Source organism: Huintestinicola sp. (genome assembly GCF_050874005.1).
GTDB lineage: Bacteria > Bacillota > Clostridia > Oscillospirales > Ruminococcaceae > Huintestinicola.
Genome location: NZ_JBNMJV010000048.1, coordinates 1 through 17,717 on the forward strand (window position 1 = coordinate 1; position 17,717 = coordinate 17,717).

The 17,717-nt window shown below is 44.9% G+C and carries 17 protein-coding genes; all 17 read right to left on the reverse strand.

Going from position 1 to position 17,717, the window contains the following annotated elements:
* Nucleotides 1–172: 172 nt before the first annotated feature.
* Entirely contained in the window at nt 173–1,108 is a 936-nt protein-coding gene (locus ACR0QN_RS12270) for an alpha/beta fold hydrolase (protein WP_432651504.1), read from the reverse strand.
* Nucleotides 1,109–1,131: 23 nt separating this feature from the next.
* Nucleotides 1,132–2,115, reverse strand: a complete 984-nt coding sequence (locus ACR0QN_RS12275) for a tyrosine recombinase XerC (RefSeq protein WP_432651505.1) — start codon at nt 2,113–2,115, stop codon at nt 1,132–1,134.
* Between the two features lie 635 nt (nt 2,116–2,750).
* On the reverse strand, nt 2,751–3,545 hold the full coding sequence (locus ACR0QN_RS12280) for a histidinol-phosphatase HisJ family protein (RefSeq protein ID WP_432651506.1): 795 nt from the start codon (nt 3,543–3,545) through the stop codon (nt 2,751–2,753).
* Nucleotides 3,545–5,254 (reverse strand): DHHW family protein, encoded by a 1,710-nt coding sequence (locus ACR0QN_RS12285; protein WP_432651507.1) that lies wholly within the window; start codon nt 5,252–5,254, stop codon nt 3,545–3,547. Before ACR0QN_RS12285 ends, ACR0QN_RS12280 begins: the two co-directional genes overlap by 1 nt.
* A 40-nt stretch (nt 5,255–5,294) precedes the next feature.
* Entirely contained in the window at nt 5,295–5,795 is a 501-nt protein-coding gene (locus tag ACR0QN_RS12290; RefSeq protein ID WP_432651508.1) for a cysteine hydrolase family protein, read from the reverse strand.
* 19 nt (nt 5,796–5,814) lie between these two features.
* Nucleotides 5,815–6,360, reverse strand: coding sequence for a cysteine hydrolase family protein (locus ACR0QN_RS12295; RefSeq protein ID WP_432651509.1), 546 nt, complete (start codon nt 6,358–6,360; stop codon nt 5,815–5,817).
* 167 nt (nt 6,361–6,527) lie between these two features.
* Nucleotides 6,528–7,943, reverse strand: coding sequence for an MBOAT family O-acyltransferase (locus ACR0QN_RS12300; protein ID WP_432651510.1), 1,416 nt, complete (start codon nt 7,941–7,943; stop codon nt 6,528–6,530).
* A gap of 215 nt (nt 7,944–8,158) precedes the next feature.
* The gene (locus ACR0QN_RS12305) at nt 8,159–9,700 is read right to left on the reverse strand and encodes a lipopolysaccharide biosynthesis protein (RefSeq protein WP_432651511.1); all 1,542 of its coding nucleotides are present in this window, start codon (nt 9,698–9,700) and stop codon (nt 8,159–8,161) included.
* A gap of 14 nt (nt 9,701–9,714) precedes the next feature.
* A complete protein-coding gene (locus tag ACR0QN_RS12310; protein ID WP_432651512.1) occupies nt 9,715–10,938 on the reverse strand; it encodes an O-antigen ligase family protein in 1,224 nt (407 codons plus the stop codon).
* A 63-nt stretch (nt 10,939–11,001) separates the two neighbouring features.
* Nucleotides 11,002–12,024 (reverse strand): glycosyltransferase family 2 protein, encoded by a 1,023-nt coding sequence (locus ACR0QN_RS12315; protein WP_432651513.1) that lies wholly within the window; start codon nt 12,022–12,024, stop codon nt 11,002–11,004.
* Nucleotides 12,025–12,040: 16 nt separating this feature from the next.
* Nucleotides 12,041–13,054 (reverse strand): Stealth CR1 domain-containing protein, encoded by a 1,014-nt coding sequence (locus ACR0QN_RS12320; RefSeq protein ID WP_432651514.1) that lies wholly within the window; start codon nt 13,052–13,054, stop codon nt 12,041–12,043.
* 42 nt (nt 13,055–13,096) lie between these two features.
* Entirely contained in the window at nt 13,097–13,696 is a 600-nt protein-coding gene (locus ACR0QN_RS12325; protein WP_432651515.1) for a phosphoribosyltransferase family protein, read from the reverse strand.
* Complete coding sequence (locus ACR0QN_RS12330; RefSeq protein ID WP_432651516.1) at nt 13,638–14,381, reverse strand: PHP domain-containing protein; 744 nt, start codon at nt 14,379–14,381, stop codon at nt 13,638–13,640. The genes ACR0QN_RS12325 and ACR0QN_RS12330 overlap by 59 nt, the downstream gene beginning before the upstream one ends.
* Before the next feature lie 20 nt (nt 14,382–14,401).
* Nucleotides 14,402–15,088 (reverse strand): sugar transferase, encoded by a 687-nt coding sequence (locus tag ACR0QN_RS12335; RefSeq protein ID WP_432651517.1) that lies wholly within the window; start codon nt 15,086–15,088, stop codon nt 14,402–14,404.
* 166 nt (nt 15,089–15,254) lie between these two features.
* The gene (locus tag ACR0QN_RS12340) at nt 15,255–15,890 is read right to left on the reverse strand and encodes a hypothetical protein (protein ID WP_432651518.1); all 636 of its coding nucleotides are present in this window, start codon (nt 15,888–15,890) and stop codon (nt 15,255–15,257) included.
* The gene (locus ACR0QN_RS12345; RefSeq protein WP_432651519.1) at nt 15,887–16,366 is read right to left on the reverse strand and encodes a hypothetical protein; all 480 of its coding nucleotides are present in this window, start codon (nt 16,364–16,366) and stop codon (nt 15,887–15,889) included. The genes ACR0QN_RS12340 and ACR0QN_RS12345 overlap by 4 nt, the downstream gene beginning before the upstream one ends.
* Nucleotides 16,363–17,463, reverse strand: a complete 1,101-nt coding sequence (locus ACR0QN_RS12350; RefSeq protein ID WP_432651520.1) for an EpsG family protein — start codon at nt 17,461–17,463, stop codon at nt 16,363–16,365. Before ACR0QN_RS12350 ends, ACR0QN_RS12345 begins: the two co-directional genes overlap by 4 nt.
* Nucleotides 17,464–17,717: the final 254 nt, after the last annotated feature.

Here is a 17,717-nt window from a genome sequence, read left to right on the forward strand (position 1 = left end):
CCCCTTAGGTTGTCCCTTTGCCTACTCGCTAACAAGGTTAAGTAAAATAAACATATAAATAACTCAAATAAACAATACCGTCAAATTTCGATTTATCAAATCAGCTTATTTGTATCGTTACCGAGCCGATAGTTTGCCGCCAAAACAAACTATAGAACGAGTGGCTGCAGGCTCAGCCTGCTTGTTCATTAAGCCACTTTATAATATCCTCATAGACCTCAAGCCTGTTTGTCTCATTTAAAAGCTCGTGGCGGCAGCCGTCCCAGAGCTTGAGACGCACATCGGTGAAGCCGTGAGAATCAAGCCGCCTGTAAAACTGCATAACACCCTTTCCGTATGAGCCTATGGGGTCCTCCGTGCCGCTCATAACAAGCATAGGCAGGTCCTTTCTCACCTTGCCGTACCACGACCTTGAGGTACAGTACAAAAGGAGCATAAACAGGTCACGGAATGCAGAAGCGGTGAAAATGAAATTGCACTTTTTGTCGCCGCAGTAATCCGCAACCACCTGCTCGTCACGTGATACCCAGTCAAATTCCGTCCGCCTGTCCGCAATACGGGCGTTTGACATTCCGAAAAGCAGCCTGTTTATTTTTCTTGAACGGCTCTTTACACCGTGGAGCATAATTTCCCTGTCAGCAAGGATAATTCCTGCGTGTACCGCAGGGTGGTTTCCCACCGTTCCGAGAAGTACCGCACCGTCAACGTCCGAGCTGTATTTTGCCAGCAGACAGCGTGTAACAAGTGAACCCATAGAATGACCGATAATAAAATGAGGGATATTGCCGAACATCTGCCTGCCGATAAGCATAACGTGGCGCATATCCTTGATAAGGCATATCCAGCCGTTGTCAAGAGCAAAATAGCCCAGGTCATACTCATCAGCCGCAGAATTTCCGTGACCAAGCTGATCGTGGGCAATGACCGCATAGCCGTTTTTGCAGAGGTGGTCGATAAAATGCTCGTAGCGCTGTACGTATTCGCACATACCGTGGCATATCTGCACCAGCGCCTTTGCCTTTCCCTCCTTGGGGGTATAAATATAGTATGCTATCCTGTCTGCCTTGTTGGAGCTTATAAATGAGTGTTCGGATTTGATAAAGTTCATAAGCGATCTCCTTTCATAGGTTGTTATTTGTTCCGTTTCATCTTGAAGCCCTCGTCCGAAAGAGGATTGGACTCAAGAGCCGTTCTCACGTTCTCGTTGGTGAGATGAGTGTATATCTCGGTGGTGGAAACGCTGGCGTGACCGAGGATCTCCTTTAACACCATAGGGTCAACATTTCCGTACTGATACATAAGTGTGGCGGCAGTGTGTCTCAGCTTGTGGGTGGAAAGTCCTCTGCCCCCCATGCCTATCCGCTCAAGAGCTTCCGTAACTATCTGCTCCACACGCCTGTTGCTTATGCGTGTTTTCCGCTTTGAGAGGAAAAGCGCTTCGGTGGGAGCCTCGGGACGGACAGCAAGATACTGCCTTATTGCTTCCTCACAGCCGTTGTTTATGTGGATAATGCGCTCCTTGTTGCCCTTGCCAAGAAGTCTCAGGGTGCGGTCGTCAAGGTCGATGTCCTGAATGTTTATCCCCACAAGCTCGGAAAGTCTCATTCCGCAGTTTAAAAAAAGCATAAGAATGCAGAAATCCCGCTCGTAATGATCCTCGGCGGGGCTTATATTTTCAAGGAGCTTTCTGCTCTCGTCCAGACCAAGGTATTTTGGCTGCGCCTTTTTGGGGCTGGGAACATCAAGTGCCTCAACGGGATTTGTCTCAAGATGAAAGCTTGTAAGCTTATTATTGCACAAAGCCTTGTAAAATCCCTTGATGGCGGAAATTTTTCTTGCACGGGTCTTGTCGTTGTTGCCCCGTTCCTCGGCGGAGTAGTTCAGATATTCGTAAACGTCCGCCAGGGTAATGTCCGCCACCTTTGAAAATGGCACATCGGCAATAACATCAAGCTCATCACCCTTTGCGTTCATCATATTTTCCTTGATGTACCGCAGAAAAAGCCGCAGGTCGATGTAATAGGACTCAATGGTCTTTTCCGAGCGGTTTTTTATGACCCTGAGATAGAAAATATATTCACGCAGATATGGGGGACAGTCCTTCATATCCGTCATAATAGCTCACCTCACGATTTCTGTTCACAGTTCTTTTATTTAATTTTACCATAATACCTTTTGGGTGTCAAGATAAAAAAAGCCGCCCGGATATCTCCGAACGGCAGATCGTAAACTGTAACCGAATTGTAATTGACAAAATATGTAGGAAAATGTATAATAAAATCGGTACATATCGTACCAAATTGAAGCAGCCACGTAAGAAAGCCAAAAGCTTTCTTATAAAACGGTAGGCGGTGATGTCTCCTCTTTTCCCCTCGCAAAATCCAATGGGAGGGAGGTGCAGAAGTATGACGATACTTGAAATATGTGCGTTATCAACGCTTGTCGTTGAGGTGATACGCCTTATTATAGATATTCTGAATTACAGACGCAATATACAAATCGACATTGAAATTGTTGACTTTCAGCTCTTGCAAAAGCCGTATATGCAAGCTTTTGCAAGGCTTCAAGTACAATTTCTAATGTCGATTTGTATTAAAAGACTGACCGCCCAAGTTCCTACCTTGAGCGGTCGGTTTCTAACATCACGTTAGAGACATAAATCGTTCCTCGGAGGCACACCGTCTATACGGCTGCTTCTTTTTTATATTATAGCATATCGCCCTGCTTTTGTCAAGCGGGATTTTTTATTCTTACAGCCTTAAAAGCTCCGCCCTTCTTCCCCGATAAACCGCATAATACTTAAATCCGCAGTCTCTGAGCATTTCCCCCGCCCTGTCAAAGCATATACCCATACTTTCAGGAGAATGAGCGTCCGAACCGAGAGTAACAAGCTCGCCTCCAAGCTCTCTGTATCTGAGAAATACATCTTTGCAGGGGTTAGTCTCGGTCATACCTCTCGCAAGTGCGCCTGTGTTGCACTCAAGAGCCTTGCCCTTTTCGATAAGCACCTTCAGAATAGGGTCAATAAACTCCGCAAATTCCCGGTAGGAGTAGTTCAGTCCCCGTTTCTTGCCGTATCTGACAATGTAGTCAAGGTGTCCCAGAGAGTCAAAGCAGCTTATTTTCTTTATCCTTTTCAGAGTGACTTCAAAAAAGCGCTCATATGCGTTTTCACGGTGGGTGTCGAAATACTCGTCATAATAGGGGTCAAGCCCGTCCACGAAATGCACCGAGCCGATGATGTAATCAAAAGGACAGCTTTGGGACAGTTCTTCCAGATATCCCGAAATACGGTTCTGTAAGCCCATTTCCACGCCTATGCATATATCAAGCCTGTCCTTGTACTCTTCTCTCAGCCTTGACATCTCCTCAAAATATTTCGGAAAATCAAGGTTAAAATCAATGTCCGAAACCACGTCATAGTCGTGATGGTCGGTAATGCATATCCGCTTCATTCCGAGAGAAATTGCCTTTTCTATCTGCTCCCCGGGGGGAGTATCGCTGTCTCCCGAGAAGCTTGTGTGAATGTGGCAGTCAGCGTACATCAGCCGCTCACCCCGTTTCCGTCCGTATTGTCCGAATTAACGGGCGTTTCGCCGCTCTGAACGGGAGCCGCTGTCTCCGAAGGAGAAGCAGGTTCTGCAGGAGCATTATCCGCCTCAGCTGCGGCAGTTACGGGAACTGTTGTCTCCGATGTGGCATAATAGGGCTGAACAGCGGCTATCTTTTCATCGTCAAGAGTGCCGTAGGGATTGGTGTACAGCTTCTCAATGCCGTCAATAAGAGAGCTTGTGTTTGCGGCAAAAGCGTTGTTTATGAATATAACGTCTGTGATGCCCTTCTCCTTCATATACTCAACAGCATTTCTGCCGAAATAGCGGATATCAATAACATATATCTCGTCAAAGCTGTCCACAAGATAGGGAACAAAAGCGTTTCCGTAGGACTCCTTGAATACGCATACCTTTCTGCCCGTGTTGTTCTCGGTGACTATCTGAGTGTGGATAGCGTCGGAACCGATAAACACGCCGTATGCATAGCCGGGGCTTACGTTGTCGTAAAACAGCGTACCCTCTCCCTTGGGCTTTAAGGTGTCGTAATCATAGTAATAGGTCTTGTAGTTGGACTTGGGCTTGTAGTAGGTGAACAGCTCGGGGCTGTTTTTCAGAATGGGGTCGTTGGTGTAGCCGTAGAGAGAGCCTACATATCCGTCGATTTCCCGCACCTCGTAATCCTTGTCAATGTCCTTGGGAGTCTCGCCCATTGCCTTCACAAGTGCGGCATAGGCATAGTATGCACCTCTGTGAGACCAGTGGTGGTCGGTCCTCAGATAGATATATTCATCGGTGTGAGCAGCGATTTCCGAATAAGCGTCAACGGGGATAACATCGGCGGTGTAACTGTTGTAGATATGCTCGATGGCGTCCTTTTCGGAAGAGCTGTACTTCTGGAATTTCTTGGGAAGATAAAACTCAACAGATGTGGGGACAACAATGTTATACACATTCACATCGGGCCCCATAGCCTCCTTGTAGCGGCTTATAAGCTCGGCATAGCGTGTGCCCATCTTCTTGTTGCCGCCGAAGAGCATAACGCCCGCATTATCACCGTACATTTTAACGCTGTCCACAACAATGCCGTTGTTTGCAAAATCGGCAATATTCTCCACTTCCTCCTCTTCCTCCGTCTCGGTCTCGGAAACGGTGGTCTCGGGAGCAGTTGTCTCGGAAACGGCAGGTGTCACATCGCCCTCGGAAGCTGTCTCACCGGGTAATGTCTCGGAAACGGCAGGCTGTGTTTCGGTAACGGCAGCCGTTGTTTCCTCGCCGATAAGATTTCCGTCATCATCGGCTACAACATTTACATTGCCGTAGAATTTGGGTGCGCTTATGCCCTTAATGCTATCATACTTAGCGTTTAATTCCACGATCTCCTCACGAAAAGGAACCGTATCGGAAAAATAAGCAGTGAACTGAGACGCAAAGCTGCCGTCAAGATAGCTTTGTATGGTAAGCTCGGGCTTTTTTTCCAGCTCACGCTTCTCCGACTCGGAAAAATCGGGGCGTTTCAGGAACACAAGGCAAAGCCCCGTAAAAAACAGCACCGCAAGAAAAAGAACTATGCTCACTCTTTCAAACACGGCGTGACGGGACTTATATACCTTTTCCGCCTCGGTAAGCCGTTTCTTTCTTGAAACGGGCTGAGGCTTGTATGTTTTTTTGACCTTTTGGGGCGCTTTTTTCTTTTCTTCCATTGTATTGCCTTTCATTGTTATCCTAATAAATAGGGGCTTATCAAACAAATCCTGCTCCTGCTTCTTTTAATTTTTTAAAATATTTATCCCTGTTTTTATCAAACATCGTTCCGATGGCTGTTTCATTAACTGTCACTTTATATCCTTCTTTAACAGCTCCCAAAGCAGTCAGCGCAACACAGCCTCCCCCGTCTACTCCTATAACTTCCACACATTCTATCTGATTTTCTTTCAGAAAAGCGTTAAGTTCGGGGTTAGAAAATGCATTGCCCTCATATTTAGTAAATATGTTATCGGACACAATATGAAGCCCACCGACAAGCTCGGCTTCTTCTGTTCCCTCATACGCCTGAAAGGGTGCCAGCTTATTCAGAAGATTTTTCTTCATTATGTTCCTGATGTAAACCACCGTATTGTTTTGGTTTGCGTCAATAACATCGTTAACTTTATTTATCAGACCGTTATCGTATTTAAAGTATGCTGCGTGTTTTTCGCCGACACATACATTTTGCATATCTATTACCAATAATGCTTTTTTCATCTTACGTTCTCCTCTGTCACTATACGGAAAAGCTTGCTTTTTTCATATCCATAATACAAAGCATTTCTTCCATAGATATACAATCGGCATATCTTCCGCTCCACATAAACCTGTTATAATATTTATAGCTTTCCTCGGCGGTCATAAATTCATTGTCGAAGGTGGAATTTGAATATTCGGGAACAATGATATGAAAGCCGTGTTCAAAGCCGCATTTTACGGCGGCGTCAATGCAGTAATCCGTCTGGAGCCCTGCAATGATAAGCTCGGTCTCATTTTTTCCTTTAAGATATTCCGTCAGTCCGGTATCTCTGAAGGGGCTGTTAACGGTCTTGTCGAATATTTTTTCGCCTTCGGCGGGTCTGAACCCGTCATATATCTCAAAGCCCTCATTTCCCTTTGAAAGAGGTTCTCCCGCTCCGTCGTCGTGACGGATATAGATGACCTCTAATTTGCATTTGCGGGCAGTGTCAATAAGCAGCTTTACATTTGATACAAACTCCTCAAAGCGGTATAATGTCTCGTTTGTTATCGCCCTCTGAGCGTCAACTATAAGCAGAGTCAATGATATCTTCCTTTCATAGTTGTATTTTCCAAAATAAATAACTGTCCCATATCTCTTTATAATTTATTCTTTATTATTTTTTCTTTATTCTTTAAAATCAATATTACTTTGATAATTTTAAATAATATCGAATAAATCAGAAATTATAAAGAACAATACAGAGATTGTCAGAATCTGAAATACAAAAAGGGATTATAGGTATCACCCACAAGTGAGATCACCGACAGGAACATAATAAGTCCGAGAACAGCGACCTTAACAACGCTGACAAAAATAAATTTTGCCTTTGACTGAATAGCAAGCCGCTCCCCCACCTTAGAAACATAGCTGTAAACGGGCATACAGAGGATAACCGCAATAATTATGAGCCACAGGCTGCCCTTGAGCTTTGAAACCGTAAGGATATCCGTAAGAGCAAGACCGTTTGCTCCGAACATTGCCCCGAGGCAGGAGGAAAGCTGCGATACATCGGTAAAATAGAAAATTGCCCAGCCGAATATGACTGCAATGATAAGATAAAGATGTCCGAAGAATTTAGGCAGCTTGTCAAGGACTTTGAGTAAGAAGGTTTTCTCGATAACCAGAAGAACGCCGAAATAAAGTCCCCAGATGATGAAATTCCAGCTTGCGCCGTGCCACAGTCCCGTGCAGAACCATACAATGGCGATGTTTAAAAGCTGGTGCTTTCTGTTTCCGCCAAGGGGGATATAAACATAGTCACGGAAAAATGTTCCGAGAGAAATGTGCCACCTGCGCCAGAACTCGGTGACGGAGGAGGAAACATAGGGGTGCTCGAAGTTCTCGGGGAAATGGAAGCCGCACATCATTCCGAGACCTATCGCCATATCCGAATAGCCCGAAAAATCGTAGTATATCTGGAGCGAATACATTATAACGCCTGCCCACGCCGCAAGAACGGAGGAGGGTGCCTTGTCAAAGGTGAGAAGCTCGGTGGCAAGCATACCCATAGAGTTTGCGATAAGCACCTTTTTGCCCAGACCAAAAATGAGGCGGTTAATGCCATGATGAAACTCGCTTATCTTGATGTCTCTGTTCTCAATTTCCCGTGCAACAGAGCTGTATCTTACGATAGGACCTGCCACAAGCTGGAAGAACATTGACAGATACAGCAGATATCCGAAATAATTCTTCTGTGCCTTTGCTTTCTGCCTGTAAACGTCAACCACGTAGGTTATGGACTGGAAGGTGTAGAAGGAAATTCCGATGGGCAGATGAAAATCGGGCACGGGCAGGGAAAGCCCCAGCAAGCCGTTTATCCCCGACACCACCATACCGCTGTACTTGAACACGCCTAAAATGGAAAGATTTACCACACAGGAGACAACAACGCCGAGAACCGCTTTTTTCTCCCCTTGGTGCTTGTCGATAAACCGCCCGTTAAAATAGTCAAATACCGAACTGAAAATCAGCAGGCACACCCACACAGGTTCTCCCCAGGCATAGAAAAACAGGGAGAAGATTATCAGAACGATATTTTTTATCTTAGTTTTTGACGCCCCAAAGTAGCATATAAGAAACAGGGGCAGGAATATGAACAGAAAAAATATATCCGAAAATACCAACGCATTACATTCCTTTTTTTAAATATCAATATTACTATTATACACCTAAATATCCGTTTTTTCAACCGTATAAAGACAAAATTGATGACGGATAAATAACATTTCGGTTACTGTGTAAAAAATGGGGCACTCTTTTGGAATAAAATAGGATATTACGACTAATCACACATTAAAGTGTATCTCTCTGACAAAATAACAGAGAGATACGCCTGCCGTCAGGAACTTTTTCTCAGTTTTCCCGAAATAATATCCCGTATAAGCTTCAGAAAGAATTTAAATTCCTCCGTCCTGCCGAAAAGGGCAAGGAATATGAGATTTGGGAGCAATATACTGACTGTTGCTCTCACGATAAAATTCCACAGGGGGGACGTTATGCTTATCAGACCGCAGACAGAATAGGTCAATGAGCATACAGCGACAGTCACAGCTGTGTAAAGCAGGAGACGGCAGAAATATTTTTTGGGACTTGACTTGAAAACGTGCTTAAAAAGCACATACGGCTCCACCCAAATGCAGACCGTCAGAGTGCTTATGACCGTGCCCAGAAATATTCCCGAAACGCCCATAACTCGTGCAAGGAGAACGGAAACAACAATATTTACAATTGATTCTGCAATGGGCTTATAGCGGTCATAATAAAATGCCCCCGCCGCCTCACGGTAGGTAAGCACCGTTTTTCTCATTCCCGTAAGAAAAAATACCGCCGATATAAATACCACCGTATCCATTCCGAAAACAAGGCTGTCCTTTTTTAGCCACAGACAGATAAATGGATTAAAAAGGCACACGAGGCATATAAAGGAAAAGCCTATTACCCAGAAATTCATAAAGAATACCCGATAAAATGAGGTCATAAGCTTTGACTTGTCCTCGTCGGCAGCGTTCAGATTCCCCACGCCTGCGGTAATTGAGGTAAATACCTGTGCGATGATCTTTTCGAGCGCATTGGTGATAAGGTAATAATTGGAATAAATTCCCGTTGAAACGATCCCTACCAGCTTTGAGATAAGGATATTATCCGTAGACAGCACCACAATGCCGCCTATCTTGTGCATAAGCATTGCTTTGATGTTCTTTTTTATATCTCCGAGAAGCTCTGAGGGCAGGGGCAAAACGTCCTTCTCTTTAAGATAGGGGTACATTCTGTCAGCCGCCCTTGAAACGGCAATATTTTCCAAAACGGTAAACAGAAGCTGTGAAGCGGTAAACAGGAGATAATTTCTTGTGGCGTAAAGCACGGCTATCTGAGCCATATTCAGTGCTAAATAAAAGCTGTAGTGATACGCTGTTGCCACATACCGCTTCTGGTCGCATATTATCAGAGAACGCTTGTAGGTGAAGAAATAGGAAACTCCCGTATTTGCGGCGTAAAGCAGATATATTGCCGTAAGGTGGGGGATATCGGGCACCTCGTCCATAAACCACGGATACACCGGAACAAAAAGCACCGCCAGGACAAGCACCGCCGTACCAATAGCATTATACGCCCGTCTGTAAAAGCGCATAAGAGACTTTATGAGAGGGATATCATTCTCCGCCAGAGGCTTGTAGAGGGCAAAGGTCAAAGCCGAGCCAACTCCCAGCTCCGCCAGAGACAGAACGGTAAGGATATTTGAAAAAAGTCCGCTTATGCCCAGATACTGCTCGTCAAGGCAGTCGAGAAACGCACGCCTTGCTATAAAGTTTATGAGTATTCCCAAAGCCTGACCGATAAAGGCGGTAATGAGATTTTTCAGAGAAGCTTGTGTTCGTGTCATAGCAGTTCTCCGTTTTAACGCCGGTTCAGGCGGTAGTGGATATAACGCCTGCGAAGGGGAACATCGCTTTCGGTATTTTCGGGTGCCTTATCCGACTGCGCTGCTATCTCGGGGACATAGCAGGCAACAACGGGCAATGCAAATATCCAGATATTGGAATATGCCTCCATAAGCATCATTACGAAAATGGTAAAAATGCCGAAAGTGATTATCTGAGATACGGGATATTTCCTGTTTTTATAAAGCGACGCAGCCGCTATTCCGAATATCGCCGCATAAAAGAACAGAGATACCACACCGCCCTGCAGAAGCACCTCAAGAACGGCATTGTGAGAATAATAATACTGTCCTCTTGTAAAAATAAGTCCGTGTCCTTCATAAACGCCGTATCCGAAAACGGGGGATCGTTTTATAAGCATTATTGCAATATCCCATATATCCGTTCTGCCTGTAAACGTGATATTTTTATGAAGCAGGTCTTCGATAATAAATGCAAATACCGACTGAAGCCGGAAAACAATTATTCCGAGAAATAACAACACATACACTGCATACAGATCAAGAGAGTTAAACACGCCCGCAATGCTCTTCCTGTAAATAAACAGAGCAAAGAAAAGAAGCATAAACAGACCTGCCACGCCTGTTGCCGACCAGGTTATAAGTATTGAAACGGAAACCACCGCAGTAAAAAAAAGAGTTGCTCCCGTAAATTTTTTCCCTTTCATAGAGCTGTATACAAAGCCGTATATCATAAGCGGTATAAGCACAGGCGGAAGTCCGTTGCGTATACCGATGACATAGAGTACGTTTCCGTAATATTCATCTCGTGCAAGCCCCTCGGGGAATAATTCTATTGTCAGCAGATTTATAACTGCAAGCGGTATATATATATCAAGGATGGTTTTGAAATACAGTTTGCTGTTTTTCTTGACTGCAAGCTCGGTTATCATACAGAAGCTTACCACCGTTCCGCAGGAAACAGCCAGTTTCCAGTAATTTCCGCTGTTAATGACTGTTGAAAAGAAAAGCGACAGCTCATATAAAATTATGCTTATAATAATGGGGCTTATTTTTCTGCATTTAAAATATAATACTATTATCACGCCGAATGAAATTATCTTTGCCATATCAAAGGCAGTATCTATAATATGCAGGCTGACTATATGCTCAAATACCGGCAGCTTAAAGAAAGGCAGCAGCAGCAATGTCAGCGCCCATTGCTTTTCAAATATTTTCACTTATGCATATCACTCCTCTGCCAATGCACAGTATATGTTCTTGATCTGCCCGGGATCTTACCGTCAGTTTTTGGGTCTCGCAGGCTTGTTTCTTGATTTTTTACAAACCGAGATCAGATAAACAAGATAATTTATTATCCAAAAATTTCTTTTGAAATTTTTATGTATCCTAACAGCTTTGCCGTTCACTGAGGGGTCGTTGTTTTTTGCAGCAGCCTTAAACCTCTCGGTATTAACAAAGTTCTCTATAATATCAAGCTTACGGGACAGCCCCATTTTATTCTTTGCAGAAAATGTATTCATAATAAGCAGATAAAAAAATTTAAGGTACACCGAATTGATATATTTATCCGCATATTCCGGCAAATCATATTTTTCCTTGACCGCCATCATTCCTTCATAGATAAGATCCGCAGCTGATGCGTAATCTTTTCTGCAGCTGTTTATTGCAGAGCCATCTCTCATAATATAATGATATTTGACCTGCGGTACATAGGAATAAGCTTTTAGCCTGCAAAAGCACTCAAATTTGAACAGTTGATCCTCGCCTATGTTTATTTTGTCATCAAAAAAGACCTTGCCTCTTATCAGCTCTGCTTTAATTATCATAAAACATACGCTTCCAAAATAATTAAAGCTGTACATAGCCCGATAACAGTTCGTATCATTTACAAGCTCGTCCTTATCGGCAAGAGTGCGGTTTATCTTTGTGACATTTTCATATATCCTGTCATAATCGAACAGACACACGTCCGTGCCTGTTTCTTCTGCCTTTTTCAAAGCGCACTCAAGGGTATCAGGCTCAATAAGGTCGTCGGGATCCATAAAATAGATCCATTCCCCAAGGGAGCTTTCAAGCCCTGCATTTCTTGCCGAAGAAACTCCGCCGTTTGCCTTATCTATCACTCTTATTCTGCTGTCTTTTTCCGCAAGCTTCCTGCATATCTCACCGCTCCTGTCGGCGGAGCCGTCGTTCACCAGAATAATTTCAATATCAGTCACCGTCTGAGCCATAACGCTTTCTGCCGAAGCGGTGAGATATTTTTCAACATTATAAACCGGGATTATTACTGAAACAAGAGGCATAAGCTTTTCCTTTCACTTACAGCTCAAAGGTCGATTTTTCGGGCAGCGACTTTTCAAATCCGTCTGCAAGAAGCTGTGAATATTCTGAAAACTCATTATCTGTAAGCTTGCAGTCATTTATGCAGATAAGCTTTTTTCTGCGTTTTGAAATATATTCCGCCGCACGTGCAAATTCGCCCTTGCCGTCTCTGTCGGGATAAAAAGCTCTTCCGACCCCGATGCTTCTGGGAGCAAAACGGTTCCCTGCCAGCTGCCATTCTCGGAAAAGCCATTGATTGACATCATAAGCCGAGCGGAATTTATTCATACAGGTCCTGTCAAGAGCTTCAGGTTCGGCATTCCAGACCGCCTCAATGGTGGACTTTTTAAGTGAGGACGGCAGATGGGGCTGATAAAATCCCGGAAATCTTGGACAGAACATAAGGGGTAAGGTCCTCATAAGCAGCTTTCCGTATGAAGGACAAAGCCATTTCATAGGGGCGGCTTTTATAGTCTCTTTTATATCAAAATGCTCGTTTATAAGACCTGTATCGTTTATCGCTATCATCTGAATGGGCAGGCTCGGGGCATAACAATGAACATTCAGAACGGCGCTGTCGCAGGGCAGACCGTTTTTAAAGAAATCCTCCTTTGAAACAGGTGCGGTTATAAACATATCATCGTTAAAAAAGACAAAATTCTCCGAAAGCCCCTTTATCCTGTGGAGATTAAGCTCTATGGGATTGGCGCTGAAAGTGGGCAGATACTTTTCGGGGATATAATCCTCGTGACGGACAATATTGAGCTTCGGGTGAGAGGTATTGAGCCACTTGGGGATATGCCCCCAGGTCACAAAATGTATCTTATTTACCCACGGTGCAAACTTCTCCACCCCTCTGAACCAGTATGGAAGAAGTCCCCAGTCACGGTATCGCTCGGGACGGGAATCGGTATTAACGGGAGGAGCATATTCCGCCTTTTGGGCAAGCCATTCGGGGTCTGAGCCGTCCACCCAGATCATAACAAAATCTATGGAAGAATTTTCATTCATTACGTTCTGAAGCTCGCTTTCATTCTGAGTTAAGCAGCCGTATCATTTGCCGAATTTCTCGTTGTATCCGCAGATAAAAGCTTTGTGTTCGGGAGAATCATTCGACCAGGGTCCGGAAATGATATGGTCAGTATAGATATAAAAATCTGTATTGAAGATCCACTGTGAAACGGAAAAAACATTTATTGCCGCTGTTTTTATTTCGGCTTCGGGAAATTGTTTCCTTATTTCTACGATACATTGTATAAAAGTATTGCCTGTATCGCAGGAATCATCAACAAGCAGGATATTCTTAAAGCTGATATCCCGTGCTTCCTCGGGTATTTTTCCCCAGAACACATTTCTGTCAGGCTCATTTTTGTGTGTACCCTTTTTTATCTCCATATTTCTCATTATGAATTTAAGCTTTCGGGGCAATATCTGCAGCAGGGGTGCAGCAAACCGTTTCAGAGCGCTGTGTTTCCTTTCGGCAAATATCTCAAGAACGGGGACATCAAAAATCTCGCCTAACTCAAGTCCTATACGGTATGCGCCTTTGGCAACAAAAACGACTGCGTCGGGGGTATACTGCTGTCTGATGATGTCAGCTAACTTTTTTGTTTCCCTTGACGCATTTTCTGCGGATAATTCTATAAAGTTCATTGAAATTTCCTTTCAGAAGCAGCTTGAGAAGCCTCACCATTTTTGTATGGAAATGCGAAAGCGGCAGGCAGGGAACGGTTATTCTGACAGCAGAAAGCATAGCTTCTTTAAATGCCCGGGGGGAATTTGTATCATAGCTTTCGGAGGACATAAAGTTTCTCCCTATTTCAAACCAGGCGTGAGCGTCGCTGCCTGCGACACGAGCGGTATGAGCAGGGTCGGTAAATTTGTCTGCTGTTTCTTTTTGCTTTTCCGAAAAACTGTTTTCCATATTCCTTCCGTTGTGTATTTCAATAAGATCAATATCCGAAGCAAGTTCTTTTATTTTATCTGTTTTAAGAACTGTTTTATATCTTTTTTCGTCATAGGGATGGGGAATATACACAATGCCGCCCTGAGCCTTTATTCTTTCCGCTGTTTCTCCGGAAGAGAGACCTGCGGGTATCTCACTGTTTAAAAACAGCCCTATTATCTCCCCGTCGGCTGTAAATATTTCTTCTCCTATGATAACGCTGATATGATATTTCTTAAAATACTGCTTTGCTTTTAATGCTCCCGAGATGGTATTATGATCGCAGACGGCTATGCAGTCGATGGATCTGAGTCTGCACATCAGAGCAAGCAGCCTTATGCTCAAAATGCTGTCGCAGGAATATGCGGTATGGATATGCAGTTCCGTTTTCATATGCAGTACTCCTCAGCCGATCATTTTGAGCGTATCCTGTCGATAACGGTTATAACGGTACGGAATATTATCCTTATATCCAGAGCAGCCGACCTGTGAGTTACATAATAAAGCTCCATCTTCTGACGGGAGCCGTTTTCATAGCTTGTATTTTTATCCGCATATGCCGCCCAATATCCTGTAAGCCCCGGCTTTACGGAAAGAAGAGCCTCTCTTGCCTCTCCGTAGAGCAATGTCTCATCCGTCACCACGGGGCGGGGCCCCACCACAGACATATTTCCCAGGATAAGAACATTCATAAATATCTGCGGCAGCTCGTCAAGGCTTGTCCTGCGAAGTATCCTGCCTATTTTTGTGACACGGGGGTCGTTTTTCAGCTTATATTCTTTTTTGAACTCCTGCTGCTGTTCGGGAGTGAGATATTTTCCCATATCGTCGGCGTCACTTTTCATACTGCGGAATTTGTAGACCTTGATAGGCTTCCCACCTCGTCCCACACGGCTGTGTGCGTAAATAACAGGGCCGCCGTCCTCTGTGAAAATAAGCAGAGCAATGACTGCACAGGGAATGAGAATTATAAGAGAAGCGATAAAGGACAGAAGGATATCCGCAGCTCGTTTAAAGAACTCGTAGGCTCTTTTTGTTTCTGCGGGGGAACAGCATTCGGCCGCAGAACCGTTCTGTTCCTTTCCAAGCGTATCCGCCATCAATATCCTCTCCCCTTTCCGCCTCGGCAATATAATAACACACCTTATAATTATACACCAAGCCGCATTTTTTGTCAATCGTTATAGCTGACAAAAAAGCAGGGAAAGTTGACCTAAAATACAAAAAGCGGATACCCCGGGGGATATCCGCAGTTTTGCGAAAATGTTACATAATGATATACTTGCCGCCGCAGGTCATAGAAACCACGATATTGCCGTCATTGTCAAATACAAGAGCACCCATATCGTTTACGTTTTTATTCTCGTCCACATAGTACACGTGAGCCGTTTTCAGATCTATACCGCACTGAGTGTAGTATTTTGAGGAGATGTGGATATCAACGGTGCAGCCGAAGGAGCCCTGCTGCTCGGTCCTGAGTATCATTGCGCCCTGAGACTCGGACTTGGTCATTTTTATGGCAAGGCTTATATCCTTTGCATCGGTAACGCTGTCGCCGTCGATAACAGCGGTGTAACGCTTTGTAACAACGGTAAGGATCCCGCCGTCCCTGCCTGTCAGCATTGCCAAAGCGTTTGCCTTTAACTGAGCGGTCTCATAGGAAGCATAAACAGGTTCATTTTTTGCGATGGCTGATCTGATGTCATTTTTGCCAATTATCTCAAGAGGATTTGCAAGAGATGAACCTGCAGAAGGAGCAGTACTGTTCTCCGCCGAAGGAGCGGAGGGCACCGCAGGGGGCAGAGTATAGCCGGGGTTAGTTGAGTAATCCGCAGCGCTTACGGATACAGCCATAGAAGCGGCGATAACAGCCGCAGCAATAACAGAAAAGCTTTTTTTCATAATATATCGTTCCTTTCACAGCCTTGTATCATCTTTTTTGTATATAAATATCCCGCTCCGAACAGCATAAGCCCAAACAGCGCCGTCATTGCGGAGAATATATTCCCGTTTATTCCCATAGCCCGTTCAAGCTCGGCAAAGGGAAGCCTTGAAATTATCTGACAGAGCTTATCCGCCGCAAGCCCGATGTCGCTGAATTTAAACGCTCTTACCTCCGATATGAGAAGCTGTATCGCAGTGGGTACGCCCAGCCACAGGCACATTCCGAGAGCAAATTTTTTCCTCATTCTCAGCCCGTTTATAAACGACGCCGCAAACCAGCAGACAAGGGTAAGCACCGCCGCTCCGCCTCTCAGAAAGCCTGCCGCTTCATCGGGTATAAGATCGTCCCTGCCTGCACAGGCGGATACATAGGAAACGCACAGGCAAAGTGCAATGTCCTCGGTGACAGAGGAGGGATAAAAGGACAGCTTCACTTGACTTCCGTCCTTTCAAATATGGTTTTGTACGGCACAACACCGTTATAATTCCGGTTTATGAGCAGGGCATAATTACCCGAAAGGATAAGCACAGCCGCAATCAGCACCGCAGTTCCTGCGCCTTTTTTCTTCTTTTGGGCAATGTCTGAAAGAGCAATGATGATCTTCGGCGCTCCGAGACACACCCCGGGGATAAAAAACAACAGGGCAAGCCTTGAGACAATGGCATATCTTGAGCCGATAAGCTCGAAGAAAAATGCGGCAAAGCAGCACCATATTATCATATTGATACTGCGCTTTTCGCCGTTCATACGGTCTCTGAGGGCAAACGCCGCCGCAAAAAGCACGCCATACATCAAGGTGTATGCGATCGGCAGCCCGTTTACCATATCTCTGCTGCTGTCTATATTATAGCCCGAATAGACAAATCTCGTAACAAACCGCAGTACCTGTTCGGAAAAGACATATGCCCCTGCCGAAAGCACCGCCGTTACTGCAAGAGTAACCATATTCCAGCCTATATAAGCGAATATAAGGCAGGGAAGCAGGAACAGCGCAGAACGGTGAAACGCCGCCGCAAACAGTATCAGCAGCAGATATCTCACACGGCAGCCCTTTACGGCGTATCCAAAGGCAAAGGCGCAAATGACCGCCGCTATGAACTGACGCATAAAATTCATCGAGTTAAAAAACAGCCCCATTCCCAGAAAAGCCGCAACGCTTATCCAGGGATTGTCCGAATTACGGTATATATAGGTCATAAGGGGCGGATATATCAGAAGTGATATAAGGGGGAACGCCGCCGCATAATCGGAGGTGAAAATGTTCAGGAGCTTTAAGGGATAGAACAGTCCTATTTCCTGCCTGCCTCCCCGAAGCCTGTCAAGATCCACGAAATTCAGATCGTAGTACCAGCCTGCGTAAAGGTTGTAATCGTAGCCCACGCCGAAGCGCAGAGCGGATATAAGAGTAAGCGCCGCTCCCGCCAGAATACAATACAGCAGGACTGTCCTGCTCTCTTTTTTTTCGCAAAGTCCGCACAGGGGGATACCCAGTCCCGCAGACAGCAGGAGTATGATCCAATATACAGCCATAGCGTCCTCTTTTCACACTTATCTGAGTTTAATTATACTATTTCTTTTCCCTGTTGTCAAGGCAGTTTTGCAAAAAAAGAGGACAGGGTCTCCCCTGCCCTCGCAGTCTGTCAAAAAAGAAACGACAATTATATAATATGCACAAACCAATGCAGAAATTGCTTCGTCAAAAACGTTCCACCGGAACGTTTTTGAGGGTAAGTTATCTCAACCGCTCTACAAGGGGAGGCGGTCGTGTTCGCCTCCCCTCGAAA

Bases quoted from the DNA above. Each gene is read 5' to 3' on its own strand.
- ACR0QN_RS12350 (WP_432651520.1), bottom strand. From the start codon at position 17,463: ATGGCTGTATATTGGATCATACTCCTGCTGTCTGCGGGACTGGGTATC.
- ACR0QN_RS12275 (WP_432651505.1), bottom strand. From the start codon at position 2,115: ATGACGGATATGAAGGACTGTCCCCCATATCTGCGTGAATATATTTTC.
- ACR0QN_RS12330 (WP_432651516.1), bottom strand. From the start codon at position 14,381: ATGAAAACGGAACTGCATATCCATACCGCATATTCCTGCGACAGCATT.
- ACR0QN_RS12305 (WP_432651511.1), bottom strand. From the start codon at position 9,700: ATGACACGAACACAAGCTTCTCTGAAAAATCTCATTACCGCCTTTATC.
- ACR0QN_RS12340 (WP_432651518.1), bottom strand. From the start codon at position 15,890: ATGAAAAAAAGCTTTTCTGTTATTGCTGCGGCTGTTATCGCCGCTTCT.
- ACR0QN_RS12285 (WP_432651507.1), bottom strand. From the start codon at position 5,254: ATGGAAGAAAAGAAAAAAGCGCCCCAAAAGGTCAAAAAAACATACAAG.
- ACR0QN_RS12320 (WP_432651514.1), bottom strand. From the start codon at position 13,054: ATGAATGAAAATTCTTCCATAGATTTTGTTATGATCTGGGTGGACGGC.
- ACR0QN_RS12325 (WP_432651515.1), bottom strand. From the start codon at position 13,696: ATGAACTTTATAGAATTATCCGCAGAAAATGCGTCAAGGGAAACAAAA.
- ACR0QN_RS12270 (WP_432651504.1), bottom strand. From the start codon at position 1,108: ATGAACTTTATCAAATCCGAACACTCATTTATAAGCTCCAACAAGGCA.
- ACR0QN_RS12290 (WP_432651508.1), bottom strand. From the start codon at position 5,795: ATGAAAAAAGCATTATTGGTAATAGATATGCAAAATGTATGTGTCGGC.
- ACR0QN_RS12335 (WP_432651517.1), bottom strand. From the start codon at position 15,088: ATGGCGGATACGCTTGGAAAGGAACAGAACGGTTCTGCGGCCGAATGC.
- ACR0QN_RS12315 (WP_432651513.1), bottom strand. From the start codon at position 12,024: ATGCCTCTTGTTTCAGTAATAATCCCGGTTTATAATGTTGAAAAATAT.
- ACR0QN_RS12280 (WP_432651506.1), bottom strand. From the start codon at position 3,545: ATGTACGCTGACTGCCACATTCACACAAGCTTCTCGGGAGACAGCGAT.